17 protein-coding genes and 1 tRNA gene are annotated in these 17,194 nt (G+C 51.5%); 8 read left to right on the top strand and 10 right to left on the bottom strand.

The window, feature by feature from the left end; genetic code table 11:
- Window positions 1-163 precede the first annotated feature (163 nt).
- A complete protein-coding gene (locus KQP84_RS09235; RefSeq protein ID WP_215846165.1) occupies window positions 164-1,072 on the top strand; it encodes a LysR family transcriptional regulator in 909 nt (302 codons plus the stop codon).
- A gap of 115 nt (window positions 1,073-1,187) precedes the next feature.
- On the opposite strand, the gene yejK is transcribed toward KQP84_RS09235, so the two are convergent.
- The gene (gene yejK / locus KQP84_RS09230; RefSeq protein WP_215846163.1) at window positions 1,188-2,192 is read right to left on the bottom strand and encodes a nucleoid-associated protein YejK; all 1,005 of its coding nucleotides are present in this window, start codon (window positions 2,190-2,192) and stop codon (window positions 1,188-1,190) included.
- Between the two features lie 158 nt (window positions 2,193-2,350).
- On the opposite strand from yejK, the gene KQP84_RS09225 reads away from it, so the two are divergent.
- The 4 genes from KQP84_RS09225 to KQP84_RS25305 all read left to right on the top strand — a co-directional run bounded on the left by KQP84_RS09225 (window position 2,351) and on the right by KQP84_RS25305 (window position 4,748).
- Entirely contained in the window at window positions 2,351-2,578 is a 228-nt protein-coding gene (locus KQP84_RS09225; RefSeq protein WP_215846161.1) for a YejL family protein, read from the top strand.
- Between the two features lie 14 nt (window positions 2,579-2,592).
- Entirely contained in the window at window positions 2,593-4,347 is a 1,755-nt protein-coding gene (gene yejM / locus KQP84_RS09220; protein WP_215846159.1) for an LPS biosynthesis-modulating metalloenzyme YejM, read from the top strand.
- 73 nt (window positions 4,348-4,420) lie between these two features.
- Window positions 4,421-4,497, top strand: a tRNA-Pro gene (locus KQP84_RS09215).
- 173 nt (window positions 4,498-4,670) lie between these two features.
- Window positions 4,671-4,748 (top strand): hypothetical protein, encoded by a 78-nt coding sequence (locus tag KQP84_RS25305; protein ID WP_243078471.1) that lies wholly within the window; start codon window positions 4,671-4,673, stop codon window positions 4,746-4,748.
- Between the two features lie 41 nt (window positions 4,749-4,789).
- Here KQP84_RS25305 and KQP84_RS09210 read toward each other — a convergent pair whose 3' ends face one another.
- On the bottom strand, window positions 4,790-5,338 hold the full coding sequence (locus KQP84_RS09210) for a GNAT family N-acetyltransferase (RefSeq protein WP_215846157.1): 549 nt from the start codon (window positions 5,336-5,338) through the stop codon (window positions 4,790-4,792).
- A gap of 206 nt (window positions 5,339-5,544) precedes the next feature.
- Between KQP84_RS09210 and KQP84_RS09205 the strand changes: the two genes are divergently transcribed.
- Both KQP84_RS09205 and KQP84_RS09200 read left to right on the top strand, forming a co-directional pair.
- Window positions 5,545-5,748, top strand: a complete 204-nt coding sequence (locus KQP84_RS09205; protein ID WP_215846155.1) for a hypothetical protein — start codon at window positions 5,545-5,547, stop codon at window positions 5,746-5,748.
- A gap of 71 nt (window positions 5,749-5,819) precedes the next feature.
- Complete coding sequence (locus KQP84_RS09200; RefSeq protein ID WP_215846154.1) at window positions 5,820-6,548, top strand: 4'-phosphopantetheinyl transferase family protein; 729 nt, start codon at window positions 5,820-5,822, stop codon at window positions 6,546-6,548.
- A 141-nt stretch (window positions 6,549-6,689) separates the two neighbouring features.
- Here the strand turns inward: KQP84_RS09200 and KQP84_RS09195 are convergent, their stop codons facing one another.
- From KQP84_RS09195 to KQP84_RS09180, 4 genes are all read right to left on the bottom strand, one after another.
- Entirely contained in the window at window positions 6,690-8,342 is a 1,653-nt protein-coding gene (locus tag KQP84_RS09195; RefSeq protein WP_215846152.1) for a multidrug ABC transporter permease/ATP-binding protein, read from the bottom strand.
- Between the two features lie 92 nt (window positions 8,343-8,434).
- Complete coding sequence (gene alkB / locus KQP84_RS09190) at window positions 8,435-9,076, bottom strand: DNA oxidative demethylase AlkB (protein WP_215846150.1); 642 nt, start codon at window positions 9,074-9,076, stop codon at window positions 8,435-8,437.
- Window positions 9,077-9,093: 17 nt separating this feature from the next.
- Window positions 9,094-10,131 (bottom strand): FAD:protein FMN transferase ApbE, encoded by a 1,038-nt coding sequence (gene apbE / locus KQP84_RS09185; protein ID WP_215846149.1) that lies wholly within the window; start codon window positions 10,129-10,131, stop codon window positions 9,094-9,096.
- Window positions 10,112-10,360, bottom strand: coding sequence for a hypothetical protein (locus tag KQP84_RS09180; protein WP_215846147.1), 249 nt, complete (start codon window positions 10,358-10,360; stop codon window positions 10,112-10,114). Before KQP84_RS09180 ends, apbE begins: the two co-directional genes overlap by 20 nt.
- A gap of 177 nt (window positions 10,361-10,537) precedes the next feature.
- On the opposite strand from KQP84_RS09180, the gene KQP84_RS09175 reads away from it, so the two are divergent.
- Window positions 10,538-10,681: a hypothetical protein gene (locus tag KQP84_RS09175; protein WP_215846145.1), complete on the top strand. Its 144-nt coding sequence runs from the start codon at window positions 10,538-10,540 to the stop codon at window positions 10,679-10,681.
- A 64-nt stretch (window positions 10,682-10,745) separates the two neighbouring features.
- Here the strand turns inward: KQP84_RS09175 and ompC are convergent, their stop codons facing one another.
- From ompC to KQP84_RS09155, 4 genes are all read right to left on the bottom strand, one after another.
- Window positions 10,746-11,867, bottom strand: a complete 1,122-nt coding sequence (gene ompC / locus KQP84_RS09170; RefSeq protein WP_215846143.1) for a porin OmpC — start codon at window positions 11,865-11,867, stop codon at window positions 10,746-10,748.
- 597 nt (window positions 11,868-12,464) lie between these two features.
- Window positions 12,465-13,634 carry a beta-barrel domain-containing protein gene (locus KQP84_RS09165; protein WP_215846142.1) on the bottom strand — a complete coding sequence of 390 codons (1,170 nt, stop codon included), beginning with the start codon at window positions 13,632-13,634 and terminating at the stop codon, window positions 12,465-12,467.
- On the bottom strand, window positions 13,631-15,796 hold the full coding sequence (locus tag KQP84_RS09160) for a type I secretion system permease/ATPase (protein WP_215846140.1): 2,166 nt from the start codon (window positions 15,794-15,796) through the stop codon (window positions 13,631-13,633). Before KQP84_RS09160 ends, KQP84_RS09165 begins: the two co-directional genes overlap by 4 nt.
- A 26-nt stretch (window positions 15,797-15,822) precedes the next feature.
- Complete coding sequence (locus KQP84_RS09155; protein ID WP_215846138.1) at window positions 15,823-17,178, bottom strand: TolC family outer membrane protein; 1,356 nt, start codon at window positions 17,176-17,178, stop codon at window positions 15,823-15,825.
- Window positions 17,179-17,194: the final 16 nt, after the last annotated feature.

The following is a 17,194-nucleotide window of genomic DNA, read 5'->3' as shown; positions in this document are numbered from 1 at the left end:
ACGCATCACCCTTTTTTCGAGGTGAGAGTTCATATTAAAGTGCTCCAGGTTTGTGTAGGGAATGTTATTTTTTTGTGTTCGAGCTCAGTATGCCGATTTGCTGAGCGTTATCATTGGCGCGGGTTTATATAAATTATTTGAATAATGAGCGAGCGGAAAATTTATGGATATAAATCAATTGCGATGCTTCATTGCGGTAGGCCAGGATCTCCATTTTGGCCGCGCAGCACAAAGAATGGAAATGATGCCTGCGTCACTAAGTCGCTTTATTCGCTTGCTGGAAGAGGACCTTGGCGTGCGGTTGTTAAACCGTTCAACCCGCAACGTGGCATTAACCCAAGAAGGCGTAGAATTTTTTGATGAAGCGGTAAAGTTGGTGACGCAATTTGATGAGCTTGCGCTGAGATTTAGAGCAGCAAATAAACGTGGCAGGAAAGTATTGCGTATTGGCGCCATTGATAGCGCAGCACAGGGTTTAATTCCCCACCTGTTAAATCACTTTATGCAAATTTACCCAGATACGGATATTCATTTAAGCGAAGACAAAACGGTTAACCTTATTCCCCGTTTAAAATCGGGTTGGCTGGATATGATTTTTATTCGGCCACCGGAAAGTCTCGACGCCCGCCTTGATATGCGCTTAATTACCCGCGAAACCTGCGTGCTTGCCGTGCCGGTGAATCACACCCTGGCGAACAGAGACGTGGTTAGCGTAATGGACTTTAAAGAGGAGTCGATGATTGTGCCGGAGCGCAGGACCCGACCGCATAGCCACGATTTGACCATGAATATCTTTAAATCCGCTGGACTTACGCCCCATATTGCGCAATTTGCTGAAGAGAAGCAGACCATTTTAAGCTTTGTCTCTGCCGGGCTGGGATTAGCGATCGTTCCCACGTCGTTTCGCAACATTAACAGCGAAGGCGTGACCTATATTTCACTCAGCATTGATGAAAAAGTAAAAAAACTGCCGCTGAGTGTCGCTTGGCTAAAAGGCAACGATGAACCCAACGTCATGGCCTTACTGCAGATTTTATCAGAGAACAAAGCGATGTTGGTTCAGCCACTCTGAGGGCAATGCTGATTTCAAATCATCTTTAATTTGTTTGAGATACTTCAAAAAAGTAGGTGAAAAGAAAATGTCCTGTTTCAAAGTAAACCGGGCGAGGATGTGCCCGGCTTTTCAGTTATTTGCTGCTGGTACGACGCTGTAGCTGATCGCGCAAATTCGGTGGCGTTCCTTTAATGGTCAGCGTGTCGGTGGCCGGATCCCAAAAGATTCGCTCGCCGAGCAGCATGGCATCAAAATTCAACGTTAATCCTCCACCGCTGCCTGCAAACTTGGTTAACTGACGCAACGTGCTGCGGTCTGCGGGGAAGTGTTCCTCCAGCTCGTAACCCTGCTCTTGGGTAAACGCCTGAAAGGTTTTTTCGCCTAATGGCGGCAGTTCGCTTGAAAGATCTTCCAAAGCAATTTCTTCGCCCGCCTGCAGTTGATCGTTGCAGTAGGTGTAAACCTGCTGACGGTAATTCTGACGTTCGTTTTTATCCAGGTTCGATTCGTCGCAATAATCGTCTACCGCCTGCAGCAAGCCACGGTTTTGCGCTTTGGTATCTAAACCGACTTCTGCGCCGAGGAAGTCCATGAAGAAATCAGACACTTTACGCCCAACCCGACCACGCAGGAAGGTCAGATAGCGAGTCGATTCTGGATTGGTTTCCCATTCGGTTAAATCAATGCGTGCCACAATATCGGCATGATTAATATCCAGATAATGGGTGCTGCTGATATCCATCTGCTCATTAACACGCATGCTGGACTGGCTGTTCAGCACCGTTACCAGCAAATATTCCACCGCCAGATAGCGATACTGGATAAACAGCACCACGCCACCTTCGGCAAACGGATATTTTGCCAGCTCATCGCGCAGACGGCCGGTAGCTGCACGGCTGAAGGCGAGAAAATCATCGTTGCCTTTGCGGCAGTTGCGTAGCGCTTCCGCCAGTTCGCTGTCGGTATTAAACAGGCCGTAAGCTTTACTTTTGACGCTGTAAACGCGGTGCAACTCTTCCACCATCGACTCAACTGTTTTCGTCGCGGGCAGCAAGGAATCGCGCAGCAGCAGCTCTAACTGATTCTCATCACGTTTGATTAACTGATGCAGGGCAATCTGGTCGATATCCAGACTCATGGTAGACTCTCCTTTAAGCTCAGGCGCGTATTCAATCACCGCCTGCAATGGCTTTCAACTCCATGCGTAAAACCAACGGTGCGCTTTCGATAAAAGTGCGGAAAAAACCGCGTTGTTACGGTAATATATCGCCTTTTGAAACGAGATTAGACGACGATATGCCACAATCATCCCGTTATAGTGACGAACGCGTAGAACAACTCCTCGCGAAAATGGTGCAGGTTCTGGAAAAAGACCAGGCGCCAACCGACCTTTCCCTGATGGTGTTGGGGAACATGGTCACCAATTTGATCAACAACGATGTGGCCCCGGCTCAACGCCGTTCACTGGCCCGATCTTTCGCTGAAGCTTTGCAGTCTTCAGTCCGTGACGATAACGCTCATTAATTTGATCTCATAATATGGTAACCAACCGGCAGCGCTACCGCGAAAAAGTCTCCCAGATGATCAGCTGGGGGCATTGGTTTGCGTTGTTTAATATTTTATTCGCGCTGATTTTAGGCAGTCGCTACCTGTTGGTCGCCGACTGGCCCTCTTCGCTGACTGGGCGTATTTACGCCTATAGCAGCTGGATTGGCCACTTCAGCTTTATCGTCTTTGCGGCTTATCTGCTGATTATCTTCCCACTCACCTTTGTGGTGATGTCGCAGCGCCTGTTAAGGGTGTTATCGGCGGTGGTGGCCACTGCCGGATTAACATTGGTGATGGTGGACAGCGCGGTGTTTAGCCGCTTTCACTTGCACCTCAATCCCGTGGTCTGGGAACTGGTCATTAACCCCGACCAAAGCGAAATGGCGCGTGACTGGCAACTGATGTTTATCAGCGTGCCGCTGATCTTCCTGGTGCAAATGCTGTTCGCTACCTGGAGCTGGCAGAAGCTGCGCAGCCTTAATCGCCGCTCCTTTGGCAAGCCGCTGGCGGCGCTGTTTATCAGCGCCTTTTTCGCCAGCCACCTGATGTATATCTGGGCGGATGCTAACTTCTATCGTCCGATTACCATGCAGCGCGCCAACCTACCGCTCTCTTATCCGATGACGGCACGCCGTTTTCTTGAACGTCATGGCTTGCTGGATGCGCAGGAGTATCAGCGTCGACTGGTGCAGCAAGGCGATCCTGAAGCGCTGTCAGTGCAATATCCACTCAGTGATATCACTTTCCGCGACGCGGGTACGCGCAACAATCTGCTGGTGATTACGGTCGATGGCCTGAACAGCGCCAGCATGGCAAAAGCGTTGCCTGAACTGAACCAGTTCGCCAATGACAATGTGCGGTTTACGCAGCACTTTAGTGCAGGCGATACGCCTGAAAAAGGGCTGTTTGGCCTGTTTTATGGCATCTCCTCAAGCTATATGAATGGCGTGCTGGCGTCGCGTACGCCATCGGTGCTGCTCGGCGCGTTGAGCAGCCAGGGTTATCAGCTTGGTTTGTTCTCGTCTGACGGCTTTAATCTGCCGCTTTATCGCCAGGCATTGCTGACCGACTATTCGTTGCCCGCCAGCAACAGTCAGCCAAACAGCGCCACCGTGACGCAATGGCAAAACTGGTTAAATCAGCAGAAAGGCGAAGGTAATCCGTGGTTCTCATGGGTCGCACTGAATGGCGTCAATCTCAGCAGTGATAATGCCAAGGCGCGCCAGCGTAGCTATCTTCGTCAGAGCACCGCGATCGACGATCAGATTCATAATGTGCTGACCACGCTAGAGCAGCGAGATTTGCTGAAAAACACCGTCGTGGTGATAACCGCCCAGCGCGGACTGGCGTTGGAGGGTAATGTCGACAGCTCGGGTAATCGCGCAAATCTGCAGGTTCCGTTAGTCATACACTGGCCAGACACTCCAGCTCAGACGGTTAGCCGCCTGACTGATCATCAAGACGTGATGGCTACGTTGATGCAACGTCTGCTGCATGTGCGCACCAATCCAGTCAATTATTCTCAGGGCGAAGATCTTTTTGCTGTGCAACGCCGTCATGACTGGGTCGCCAGCAGCGAAGAGAATAAGTTAGTTATCACGACACCGCAGGTGACGCTGGTGCTGAATAACAACGGCAGCTATCGCGCCTATGATGCACAAGGAAATGCCCTCAAAGATCATAAACCGCAGTTAGCGCTGCTGTTGCAAGTTCTCACGGAAGAGAAGCGCTTTATTGCAAACTGATTAATTATGAGGCAGTTAGTCTGTTGAGAACTTGCATTCACAGCAATTTTCAGTAGACTCATTTCCCACAGTTCGGCACGTAGCGCAGCCTGGTAGCGCACGGTCATGGGGTGTCCGGGGTCGGAGGTTCAAATCCTCTCGTGCCGACCAAATTCCCTAAAAGCAGCCTTTATGGCTGCTTTTTTATGCCTGAAAACGGTGAGACAAAAAAATCATTATTTTTTCAATACTTTCATCTGCTTGTCACATTTATCGTTGAAATCCCTTTTAACTGAGCATTCCTGTCTATACTCAAGGTTGTGTGGGTAACGAGAGGAGAGATTATGCATTTAGTCGAAAAAGACGATCCATCCGAAGCACCAGAGTCTGGCGATAAGAGTCCACAGCCAGACAAGAAGTAACCCACTATAAGGCCGCCAACTGTTGCGCGGCCTTTTTCATTTTATTCGCCATGGCGGCGAAACCACTCTTCGCGATTGATTTCCCAGATTTCCGCATCCATTTCGCCCGCGACATACGCTTTACGTCCCGACCAAACCAACCGCATACCGCTGCTTTCGGAAATTCGACGTGAAGCCAAATTATCGGCGGCTTTCGGCACCCGCAGGCACGTTTGCTGGAGATCGCGGAACCAGAAATCGGTAACGCGCTGACACGCCTCACTCATCAAGCCCTGCCCTTGCCACTCCGGGATCAACCAAAACCCGCGATTGTCCTCTTCACCCAGCCGCAGCGAAATCACACCAATCAGTTTTTCCGGTTGAGTGCGTGGCCGAATGCTCCAGTGCCAGGCAACCCCTTTTTGCATATCAGGCAAGGCCGAGCCGCAAACAAACTGCTGCGCGCCATCTTCGGGATAGGGCCAGGGAACCAGGTGGGTGAGATAACGCACCAGCTCCCAGCGAGGAAAAACCTGTTGAATCTGCACCGCATCCTCTCTGACCAGAGGACGTAATAACAAGCGAGATGTGTCCAGTTGCGGTATTTCCATATCCTCTCCTTTGTTGCTGAACTCACTTTCAGAAAAGTGCCACAGGTTGCGTCCATTCATTAATACATTCAAAGAGATAGTTTCGGCAAGCAACCGTGTTCAAGATCATATAACAGACACAATGTGACAGCATTTCATTAAAGTGAAACAAAACCGTCACATAACTACCCTACTCTAAAGTCCCCTGATTTTTGACGGAAAATTTTATGGTCATCAAAGCGAAAAGCCTAAAAGATGCAGAAGAGATGTTGCATTCAGGCATTAGCAAAGTTGAGTTGGCTTACGACATGGGTAGCGACGATTTCTTTCGTTTCGCGTCACACTGGTGCGATCGCGGTGCGCGCATTAGTAAAGGCCATCACCACTTTGTCGTTTCACTGAAAAGTTTTGCCATCCCGCCCAACGACTGACTTTTCCAGGCAACTTGCCCTTGCGGCAGCAGACTGATTAAATGCCGCTTTCGCCTTAATCGTGATGCCGCATGCGTTACCCTAAAATTCCCCTGCCGCTTCCTGCAAGCGGCTTTGTGCTTTCTCAACACATGAACGACAGCGATCCGCTGCTGGCGATCGGTCGCTTTGACGTTGCCCACTATCAGGATGCACTCTGCGGAGAATGGCAGCTTCCTTTGCCGCTGCGCATCCAAAGTGCGGTTAAAAAGCGCCGAGCGGAATATCTTGCCAGCCGGATGCTGACTCGTGAAGTCTTCACGCGATTAGGCCAACCTGACTTTATCTTAAGTAATGCAGCAGATCGCTCTCCACTTTGGCCAGCCGGTGTGCAGGCATCGCTGTCGCACAGCACAGGAATTGTGGTATTGGCTGCGACAAAGCAACCGTTGTGTATAGGTGTGGATGTGGAGCAGCAGATGTCAGCAACGACCGCAGAGGAAACGACGGAAATGTTAATGGGTTCAGCAGAGCGCAGCTGTTTACAGCGCTTACCGTTGGATTTTCCGCTGGCCGCTACGCTGCTGTTTTCGCTGAAAGAGAGTGTTTATAAGGCTTTGTGGCCGCAACTCTATCAACCGATGGACTTTCATCACGCTGAGCTGGTTGACGTTGATTTAGCGGCACAGCGCGCTACGCTGCGATTAACCCATCGTTTTAATGACGTGTTTAACAAAGGGACCGAGTTAAGCGCGGAGTTTCACTTGCAACATCGTGAGGTCATCACTCTGCTTGCCCATGAAATTAAAAAACCGGCTTAGCAAGTAGGCTAAGCCGGTATAAACACAGACGACAGAGGAATTCCAGGATAGCAGAAAAACAGACTTCCGCTGGCCTTAACCCTAACGCACTTGGCTGTCGCCTGACCAATATCTGTTTTCGCTAAGCTTTGCCATCTGGCGTTAAAGCCCGGTATCCGTACGTTTTACCGCATCCAGCGTGGCTATATCACGCTCATTACCGGTGAGTTCACTTAGCTGCCCGTCACGCATTTCCAGTAGGCGATCGGCATGCGTGAAGTAATGATCGTCATGACTGATAGCAAACACGGTTTTGCCCGATTCTTGTAACCATGGCAGCAACTCACGGTAGAAAATACGTCGGAAATGCGGGTCCTGATCGGCCGCCCATTCATCCAGCAACAGCACATCACGCTCTTCTGCCGCCGCCAGTAGCAGCGCCAAACGCTTGCTCTGCCCTTTCGACAACTGCAGATTCAGCACTTTATTGCCTTCAATCTTCAGCTTGTCCTGCATCTTCAGCTTCTCCAGCCACTGCTGCACCAACGCCGGGTTTGCTGGCACACCTTCGCGACTGATTAACTGATCAAACAGATGCACATCGGTAAATACTGCCGAAAAGTGCTTGCGCCAGTTATCGAGATCGCTCGCCTCTATCGCCCTTCCATCGAGCAGCAGTTGCCCAGATTGTGGCTGATAGAGGCCCGTCAGTAACATCGCCAGCGTCGATTTTCCGCTGCCGTTGCCACCAATCAGAAAAACTAATTCCCCACGGCGCAGCGTCAGGTTAATCGGTCCCACCTTAAAGCCGTTTTCGCCGTAATGAAAACGCACATCGCGCAGTTCCAACGTTTGCCAGTCAGAAAGCGCGGGCAACGTGTGAAAGTCGGGTTCAAAGGGCGCTAAGTCGAAGGCGTTTAATTTACGGAAGGCGACCTGTGCGCTGAGTAAGGTCGGCAATGCGCCCACGGCAGAAAGCAGCGGCGTGCGCAGGAACAATAGCGTTAGCGAGAACGTTGCCGCCACGGCGGTGTTGGCCCAACCCAGGCTGTTGGCCATAAAAAATACCATGCCGATAGCACCCAACGTCATGATATTCGACCAGTTCACTGCGCTGAGGTGATAGGTATCGGCACGCACAATGTGGTGACGATAGGTATTGGCGTCTTCCTGATAAACCGTTTCGTAAACCAGCCTGGCGCGTTCGCGGTTGAGCTGAAGTTCTTTACGTCCTTCAATCACCGTTTGGTAATCGCGATAAAGGTTATCTTCCACTTCACGCAATTTGGCCATGTGCTGATAAACCCGCGACACCAGTAACCACCCGCCGATCAGCGTAATAGCCAACCATACGCTGGTGACCAGCAACATTTTGGGTGAGAGCCATGCGAGATAAAACGCAGAACCCAGCGTAATGATAATGCCTTGAATCAGCTCCGGCAGACGCACAAAGGCGATGGTAATGGCGCGCACATCGCTGGTTAATCCTGCCAGCAACTGCGCGTTGCCAATCTGCTCAATGCGCTCAACGTGGGTGTCCAAAATACGTTTAATAAACTGGCCCCGCATGCGCCAGACAAACTGATGTCCAAGCAGGGTCAGCGCCAACTGCGAGGCCAGCGTCACGGCCATCAGCAGCAATAGCTGAAACAGGAACTGTGGCAACACGCTGAAAGAGGTATTAATGGCGACGATCATTTCACGGTTGATAAAGGCGATCATGCCAATACCCAACACCGCGCTCAACAAGGTGAGAAAAATAACCCCGATAAATGGCCAGCGAAACTGGCGAAAAACAACGTTTAGCAACGTCATAAAAAGATCCAGCAGACAAAAACAGCCTGCAGTTTAAAGCGATGCGGAATGATAGCAATAGTTATTCGCAGCCCGCCCGCATGCGCCAAAGATCAATGGGCGCGGCGGAAAGTCAGGTTATAACGGAAGGCACCCACCAGCGGATGCACGCCCGGTTTCAGCGGTAAAATTCCATGATAACGCAGCCGCGATGGGCCGCCCCACACCACGACGTCGCCATGCTCCAACAACACGCGCTGCGTGCTGTCGCCGCGTTCAAAACCCCCAAACTGAAACACAGCCGGTAAACCCAACGACACAGAAACAATCGGCTGACGCAGATCCTTCTCATCTTTATCCTGATGCAGCGTCAATTTAGCGCCAGGTTCATAACGATTGATCAAACACGCGTCAGGGTTAAACTGCGAAAAACCCGCTTCCTGCGCCGCTTCCTGAGCCAAACTGCGAAACAATGTCGGCATTGGCGGCCATTTCTGACCATTTTGGTTATCCTGCTCGCTGTATTGATAACCGCGTGAATCGGTAGACCAACCGAAATCCCCGCAGTTAGTCATGGCAACTGACATACGATGGCCGCCTGGCGTAATGCGATGAGCAAAAGGATTTTGCGCTTCGATCGCCAAAATGTCCTGATACAACACGCCCGCGATTTCGCGGGCGCGACGGCGCAAAATCACCGCGCCTTCTGCCAGCGGCTCTTGCCAGGGTTCATCTTCACTAAAGAGATCGAGCATCTTGGTTCTCCAACATATTATTCAGGCTTAATCAGGAAAGCAGCAAACTGCGGTGACATCCAGCTGACAAACTGATCTCCCTGCTTGCTGATCAAATAGACCGCGAGCTGCTCTTTTATCGCCAGCGCTTTGGCTTTTTCGCTGCCCAATACCATCAACCCGGTGTCCCAGCCATCGGCTTCCAGCGCAGTGGTCGCAATAACCGTAGCGGAGACCAGTTTATGTTCGATCGGGCGTCCGGTCAGCGGATCGATCACGTGGGAAATACGTTTGCCATCCAGTTCATAATAGTTGCGGTAGCTGCCGGACGTGCTGATGCCGTGACCTTGCAGCGCGACACGCGCCTGTACTGCATTTTCACGATCGGTGGGTTTCTGGATCGCCACGCGCCACGGTTGGCCGCTGGCATTGTTGCCGCGACTCAAAACCGCACCGCCGACTGACACCAGATAATTATTGATGCCCTGCTGTTCCATCAGGCGCGCCAGATGATCGGTAGCAAATCCTTCACCTACCGTCGATAAATCCACAGACAAACCCGGCAGATCTTTTTGCAGCCATTGCCCGTCAACACCCTGGATTACCCGCAAATGTTGTAAACCGGTCTGCGCTCTGGCTGCAACAATTTGTGCTTCAGTGGGCGTCTGTGTCGGCTGTTTGTCAGGCCCAAATCCCCACAGATTCACCAATGGCCCCACGGTGATATCCATCGCGCCAGCGGTTTTATTACCGATACGCAATGATTCCGTAACGATATCCGCCATGTTGCTGCTTACCGGCTGCGGCGCGCTGCTGCTGTTTTGATTAAAACGAGACAGCGTTGAGTCCGGTTTCCAGGTTGAAAGCTCGGCGTCATCGGCATCAAGCTGGTGCTGAATTGCCTGCTGCAGCGCGGCTTTACGTCCTGCATCGATGCCTGCCATGCTTACCCGCCAGACGGTTCCCATGGTTTTACCTTCTAACACCATGGCCGGCGATGTAGAAGCTTGCTCACAACTCACTGCTAAAAAAGTTGCCAACAGCACCAATAGCAGATTAATCTGAATACGCATCATTCCTCACCTGTAAAACTATATTCCAATCTAATACAAAGCATAAATATCTTGTAAAGCCGTGAAAATCATCTTGATCCTTTGGCAACCTCTTGCCAGCATGGAGGCTTCCGCTCGCAGCTGGGCGCTGAATCCAAAGAGGAAAAATATGATTTATATGATTCTCATAGTGGCTCTTGGCTTGTTCGCTTTTAGTAGCTACAAAATTTGGCAGCAAAAGCGCAACAGGCATATGGCTCCATCTCAACCGCGCCAGCATTAAGCATACCCGCACCAAAAAAGGGCATTTACGCGCCTTAAACGCGGGCAAAGTCTATCAGAATCCTCACCGAAGCCGTGGCATTGAGAGCCTTCAAGCTGGCATGAATTCTGCACTGTTGAATCAGGGTTTATCTCTGAGAGGTGTGGAATGGAAAAATCATTATCGAAGCGTACAGGCTGGCAGCAATGGCTGAGTTTTTCAGCGTTCACACTGGCAGGTGCAGCATTTGAAGGAAGCGTTCCGCCGGTCAATACCGCGCCGAAGCCGAAAAAGTGGCGGGCCGAGGAATAGAATTTGAGTGATAGCGTAAGTCTATGAACGGGGAGCGCGGCTTGCCGCCACGCTCCCTGACAGCTTAGAACTGGTAAACCAGACCCAGCGCCACCACGTCGTCGGTATTGATACCGGCTTGGTCGGTGAAGTTGTTGTCATCCAACAGGTTGATTTGATAATCCACATAGGTGGACATGTTTTTGTTGAAGTAGTAAGTCGCGCCTACATCAATGTATTTCTTCAGGTTCTGTTTGCCCTGACCTTCAATATCGGTACCGCGAGACGTCACGTAAGCCAGTGATGGACGCAGACCAAAGTCGAACTGATACTGCGCAACCAATTCCCAGTTCTCAGCTTTATCGGCATAACCGTAAAGTGCAGAATCGCTGGAACCGAAGCGGGTTGCGTTGTAGGACTTGGTATACATCGCGGCCAGGTAGATGTTATTGGCGTCATATTTCAGACCGCCGGTGTAAGCTTCTGCTTTATCACCGCGACCCAGAACATCGGCATAAGTTGCGCTCTGACCATTTTGATCGTTAGTACGATCAGACTGGAATACAGACGCACCGATACCAAAACCAGAGCCCAGATCATAGGTCGTGCTCAGACCCCAACCATCGCCGTTCTGACCCAGAACGTCACGGCCATTAGGTGATTCATCACCGTCGCCGTTTTTGCCTTGATACTGCACAGCAAAGTTCCAGCCTTCAACCAGGCCGAAGAAGTTAGTATTGCGGTAAGTCGCCATACCATTGCCACGCTGGAACATGAAGTTGTCCGCGCCATAGGTATCGCCACCAAACTCTGGCAGCACGTCAGTCCATGCGCCAATGTCATACGCCACGCCGTAATTACGGCCATAATCGAATGAACCCGCATCGCCGAATTTCACACCCGCGAAACCAACACGCGTGAAGCTGTTAGCGGTGCCTTCAGACTCTGCGGTGTTCAGCGCAGCCTGATATTCCCACTGACCATAACCGGTGACTTGATCGCTGACTTCCGTTTCGCCTTTGAAGCCAAAGCGCAGATAAGACTGATCGCCATCTGAGCCGTCGTTATCAGAAAAATAGTGCAGACCGTCAACTTTACCGAACAGGTCTAATTTGTTGCCGTCTTTATTGTAGATTTCAGCTGCGTTTGCTGAACCTGCGGCGACCAGCAACGCAGGGATCATCAGGGAGAGAACGCGACGTTTCATTTTATTACCCTCTGTAATGTGCCTTTATAATTTGCCACTGCTAACTGAACGATTAAAAATTCAGCCGGCAAGCCATTGTTCTTTTATAACGGGTAATAATCCATCACGAAAATGCTACTAAATTTCCGAAACTGTTTCAGAATGCGAAACAGTTATTTCCAAGTGTAAATTTTGGGGAACTAATAACCAGCACATATCGGTAAAAAATATAGCACAAAATGACAACCCAATTTTATAGCGTTTGATATCAACGATTTAATTAACAAGCCATCTGAGCACTGAATGATAAAACTTATGAGCCATCAGGGAATACAATAGATCCCGCTATCATCATTTATTTCATTATTACCTTCATTCACCCCGAATGATATGTTTACCCTTATTACCCGCCGGACATTGTTTGTCCGGCATTTTTTTGCCTGAAATTCACTCAAGCCGTATAAAACGTAAACTTAATTAAGTGGGTTAAAATAATGCCGCTTGTTTTTCGCATGAAAAGTTAAATTCAGCACCCATTATTAAGTGAATTAGCAAATAATCGCCAACTTAATTTATCACCGTAATAAAGCATGCTGAATTAAACGCTGGATCGATATATCACCGCTCGCGCATTGATTCTTTTACCTTGTTCAGTGGCTTAAGCAGATAATCCATCACCGATTTCTGACCGGTTTTAATTTCCACATTTGCCACCATGCCCGGCACAATAGGAAATTTGCGTCCCGCTCGGTTGGTTAATTCCGCTTTTTGCGTGCGAACGTAAACGCGATAGTAATATTGGTCACGTTTTACCTCATCTTGCAGGGTATCTGGCGAGACAATTTCGACCTCTCCGGGTAGATCACCGTATATGGACGAATCATAGGCGGTGATCTTAACCACTGCGGCTAAACCGGGACGAATGTAGGCGATGTCACGCGGGTTGATGCGTGTTTCAATGAGCAACTGATCTTCCAGTGGCACAATCTCCATTAACTTGCCGCCTGGCTCCAGCACGCCGCCTACCGTAGTGACCTGAATATCTTTAACGATCCCGCGTACCGGCGAATAGAGCGTAGCGCGGGTCAGCTGATCTTCTTTACCCGCCGCCACCTGCAATTGCGCATCCAGTTCCGCATTATTTTTGACCTGCTCTTCATGCGCTCGCACCAGATAATCGTTGCGCGCTTCATCAATTTTGCCGCGCAAATCACTCACCTGACGTCGTAGACGGATCACTTCAACCTGCCCCGCAGCGCCTTTGGCGACCAACGGTTCCGTCAGACGCAACTCATCCTGCACCAGCCGCATTGACTGCTGTAGATTGCTAATGGTTTCGGTCAGGTTACGGCGGCGAGATTCATACAGCTGTGTTTCACGCGCGACCAGTTGCGGCTCTTGCAGGGTTTCCGAGCCGAACTTCAAGGGTGTACCAGAAAGTTCGGCATCAAGGCGTTCAGACGAAGCGCGAAGCGTGCGCACCTTAGCCTGCGCTTCGCCAAAATTAGACTGAAAGCGAGTGGGATCAAGTTTTGCTAAAACCTGCCCTTTTTCAACGATATCGCCTTCGTGCACGTTAAGCTGTTCAACGATGCCGCCATCCAGACTATCAATGACCTGTCCACGGCTCGACGGCGTTACTTTGCCTGTTCCCACCGTGACTTCATCCAGAATCGCAAAGTGGGCCCAAATCAGAAACAGCGCCAGCGCAGCGGTGCAGAGCCAGATAATGGCCGAAGTCCGGCGTTCGTGGCGCGCAAGGTCTTTATCAATCATTACCAGACTCATGCGGCATCTCCTTTGGTGGGATCGGGCGTGGGATTCGATGCCGCTGCTGGTGCAGTGGCACGACGTAAAATTTCATCGCGTGGTCCATCAGCGATAATGCGCCCGTTGTCCATGACCACAATGCGATCGACCATTTTCAACAGCGCCGGGCGATGCGTCACCAGCACCAGCGTGCGGCCACTGATCCAACCCTGCATCTGGCGAATGACATGCTCTTCCAGCTGTTCATCCATCGCGGCGGTGGGTTCGTCCAGCAACACCACTTGCGGCTGACGCAAGATCAGCCGGCTGAGCATCACCATTTGTCGTTGACCCCCTGATAATCCGCGCCCGCCTTCATTAATAATGCGATCAAGGCTGGCAGCGTCCTGCTGTACCAGCGACAGCGCACCGCTGATCCGTAACGCCTGGAGCATTTCCTGTTCACTGGCATGGGGATTTCCCAGCATCAGGTTCTGGCGCAGTGTGCCGAAGAACAACCGCGAATCATTTGAAAGCCAACCGAGCTGGCGGCGTAAATCGATGGGATCGATGCGTTCAATATCGACACCATCGACAATCACTTTGCCCTGCGTAGCCAGCGCCTGGCCGGCCAGAATCTTCAGCAAGGTTGACTTACCTGCCCCGACCTTGCCGAGAATGGCAATTTTCTCGCCCGGTTTGATAGAGAATTGCTGCACGCTGAGGACATTTTTCTCGTTCTCTTCGTCATAGCTGTATTGCACGTTACGCAGATCGTATTGTCCGGTAAGCGTCGGACAATGGGCCAGCGTGGCGGCATCGGGCTGGTCGATCGGTTTCTTGAGTAATTCATCCAATCCTTTCATCGCCGTTTTGGCATGCTGCCAGCGCGAGAACACCATGGTTAACTGCATCAGCGGTGCGATGGTGCGTGATGAAAGCAGGCTACAGGCCACCAGCGTACCGGTGGTGATTTGCGAATCGAGGATCAAATAGACGCCAAACACCAACATGCCCGCGTAGGTCAGCTGCTGCACGGTTGCTGCCCAGCCGGTTAGACGTGCGCCCCATAACCGCTGCTGATTACTGATTGCCGCGCTGACTTCGTGCGTCTGTTCCCACTGGCGCTGGAAATAGGGTTCAGCCTGCAGCGCTTTGATATCTTCGATACCTTCAATGGTTTCCACCAGCACCGCATTACGCAATGCCCCTTCACGCAACCCCTCTTTCGCCAGCCGCGCCATTGGAATCTGCACCAACAGGCCTGGAATGACGATCAGCGGAATAGCCGCCAGCGGGATTAACACCAGCCAGCCGCCAATAAATGACATGATAAACAGAAACATAATCACAAACGGCAAATCTGCCGCCGCGCCGACGGTGGTGGAGGTCAGCAGTTCGCGCACCTGATCGATCTCGCGTAATTGCGAGATAAAAGAGCCGGTGGATTTAGGCCGTGATTCGTTGCGAATACTCATTGCCCTGGCAAACAGCATGGCTGACACTTTCAGGTCAATCCGTTTTCCCATCAAATCGGAGACCTGAGTGCGCATCAGACGAATCAGATATTCGATGGCTGCCGCAATTAATACGCCAGCAAACAGCACCCATAACGTCGCTTGCGATTGCGCCGGGATTACGCGGTCATACACTTGCATCGAAAACAGAATGCCCGCCAGCGCCAGCACGTTACTGATGACCGAAGCCAGTGAGATCTCGGTGATGCGCCGTCCCATACCGCGAAAGTTCTTCCAGAACCAGTGTTCCTCATACGGCTGAACGAACTCATCGATGCGTGCATCACGTCCGCGTGCAGCAACGCCCACCACACCGACGTCGCCTTGCGCACGTGCTAGCAGCTGCGCCAGCTCGCCTTCACGCACCACATCGCCGCCTTCGCTCAGCCAGTAACGTGCGCTGCCTTCAGCATCAATGCCTTCCAGCACCGCCACGCTGCCATTCTCCAACACCAGCACTACTGGCGTGATCTCCTGACGCCAGCGCAGTTTGTTCTGCGGCACCATGGTGAGATGCAGACCAAGCAGGCCAGAAAGCCGCTCTAACTGCTGTGCGACGGGAAGATGTTCAAACCAACGCATCTGCTGACGCAGCGTTTTGCCATCGGCGGGCTTACCGAAACGCGCCGCAACACGCAGCATGGCGGCAATCCAGTTATCGGTATTCAAATTTTGTGCACTCATAGTTAACGCCTTTAAACGGGAACGCGCTATTGCAGCGAAGGAAGAAGATCGCCGCTGCTCTTCTGACGATCGATACCCATGATATCGAGCAGATTATCCACGGCAGCGGCATAGCGGACGGTGGCATCCCAACCATCGTAAAGCGCGGTAATGCGCGAGCTGTCTGCCTGAAACACATCCTGCTCGACGCTGAGCAGATCGTTCAGGCTTCGTTTACTGAGGCGGTATTCATCCGCATAGACGTTGCGGGTGTGATCGGCACTTTCCAGCTGTACTTCGCCTGCCTGCTGGCGTTGTTGGGCGCCAATCATGTCGGCATAGGCGGTTGAGGCATTCTGATTAATGGTGAGTTTGGCTTGTTGGATAGCGGCTTGTGCAGCTTCACGTTCGCCTTCAGCTGACTGCGTTTTGGCGTTGACCGCACCGCCCTGGTATAGCGGTGCCTCAACTTGCAGTTGGACTTCATCATCCCAATAGGATTGCCGATCATTCTCGTAACGGGTGCGTCCGGCCTGCACTTTGATGGTGGGATAATGACCCGATTGCGCCTGACGTACCCGCTCGCGTGCCGCTTCCTGCTTAGATTGCGCGCTGCGCACCGCAGCGCTGTTTTCATAGGCAATTTTATCAAGCGTGATTTGTTGAGTCAGCAGTGCCTGCGGCAGCTCGGGCAAATTCTCCGGTACTACGCCGGTCAACACGGTGAGCTGTGCTTTAGCAGAACGCAGTTGGGCGCGATATTGCTCCAGCGTGGCGTGCATCGCCGCAATACGCGTTTGCGCTTGCAGTACATCAGATTGGGAGTTGAGTCCCGCATCGGCGCGCAGTTTGGCAATATCACGTACCCGCTCCAGCGAGGCGATATTGGTTTGCGCGGTGACGGAGAGCGTCTGATAACGTTTTACTTCGAGGTAAGCTTGCAGCGTATCTTCCGCAACGGTGGTCATGGAATCAAACAGGCTATAACGATAAGCATCAGACAGCGCATGCTGCTCGTCAATGGCGCCGCCGGTGCGTCCGAAATCATATAAAAGCTGGCTCAGCGTAATACCGCCGGAACCGTTATTGTTCAGGCTACCGGCTGAGTCAGTTTGATGTGAACGTCCCGCCGCACCTTGCAGTGAGATTTGTGGATACCATGCACTTTTTGCGGCATCTAAATCGCCTTCACCGACATGGATTTGCGCCGCCGCTTCCGATATTTTTGGATTGCGGGCAAAAGCACGAAGAATGGCATCCCGCAGCGTTAAGGTGGCAATTTGTTCTTCAGTCGGCGCAGCACGCCAGTTAAATTCCGCTTTAGGTAACGGTGCGGCTACGGCCGCGGTTAACACTACGCCGTTTAGGGCGCATAAAAACAAGGTCATTCGCGCTTTGTTCATTATTAACACCAACAGG

The sequence above is a fragment of the Candidatus Pantoea bituminis genome (genome assembly GCF_018842675.1).
Taxonomy (GTDB): Bacteria; Pseudomonadota; Gammaproteobacteria; order Enterobacterales; family Enterobacteriaceae; genus Pantoea; species Pantoea phytostimulans.
Note: the sequence above shows the minus strand (reverse complement) of the source record. Positions and strands in the feature narration are given on the sequence as shown.

Bases quoted from the DNA above. Each gene is read 5' to 3' on its own strand.
- KQP84_RS09210 (WP_215846157.1), bottom strand. From the start codon at position 5,338: ATGGAAATACCGCAACTGGACACATCTCGCTTGTTATTACGTCCTCTG.
- yejK (WP_215846163.1), bottom strand. From the start codon at position 2,192: ATGAGTCTGGATATCGACCAGATTGCCCTGCATCAGTTAATCAAACGT.
- KQP84_RS09235 (WP_215846165.1), top strand. From the start codon at position 164: ATGGATATAAATCAATTGCGATGCTTCATTGCGGTAGGCCAGGATCTC.
- KQP84_RS09205 (WP_215846155.1), top strand. From the start codon at position 5,545: ATGGTCATCAAAGCGAAAAGCCTAAAAGATGCAGAAGAGATGTTGCAT.
- yejM (WP_215846159.1), top strand. From the start codon at position 2,593: ATGGTAACCAACCGGCAGCGCTACCGCGAAAAAGTCTCCCAGATGATC.
- apbE (WP_215846149.1), bottom strand. From the start codon at position 10,131: ATGATGCGTATTCAGATTAATCTGCTATTGGTGCTGTTGGCAACTTTT.
- KQP84_RS09200 (WP_215846154.1), top strand. From the start codon at position 5,820: ATGCGTTACCCTAAAATTCCCCTGCCGCTTCCTGCAAGCGGCTTTGTG.
- KQP84_RS25305 (WP_243078471.1), top strand. From the start codon at position 4,671: ATGCATTTAGTCGAAAAAGACGATCCATCCGAAGCACCAGAGTCTGGC.
- KQP84_RS09225 (WP_215846161.1), top strand. From the start codon at position 2,351: ATGCCACAATCATCCCGTTATAGTGACGAACGCGTAGAACAACTCCTC.
- alkB (WP_215846150.1), bottom strand. From the start codon at position 9,076: ATGCTCGATCTCTTTAGTGAAGATGAACCCTGGCAAGAGCCGCTGGCA.
- KQP84_RS09180 (WP_215846147.1), bottom strand. From the start codon at position 10,360: ATGCCTGTTGCGCTTTTGCTGCCAAATTTTGTAGCTACTAAAAGCGAA.
- KQP84_RS09165 (WP_215846142.1), bottom strand. From the start codon at position 13,634: ATGAGTCTGGTAATGATTGATAAAGACCTTGCGCGCCACGAACGCCGG.
- KQP84_RS09195 (WP_215846152.1), bottom strand. From the start codon at position 8,342: ATGACGTTGCTAAACGTTGTTTTTCGCCAGTTTCGCTGGCCATTTATC.
- ompC (WP_215846143.1), bottom strand. From the start codon at position 11,867: ATGAAACGTCGCGTTCTCTCCCTGATGATCCCTGCGTTGCTGGTCGCC.
- KQP84_RS09175 (WP_215846145.1), top strand. From the start codon at position 10,538: ATGGAAAAATCATTATCGAAGCGTACAGGCTGGCAGCAATGGCTGAGT.
- KQP84_RS09155 (WP_215846138.1), bottom strand. From the start codon at position 17,178: ATGAACAAAGCGCGAATGACCTTGTTTTTATGCGCCCTAAACGGCGTA.
- KQP84_RS09160 (WP_215846140.1), bottom strand. From the start codon at position 15,796: ATGAGTGCACAAAATTTGAATACCGATAACTGGATTGCCGCCATGCTG.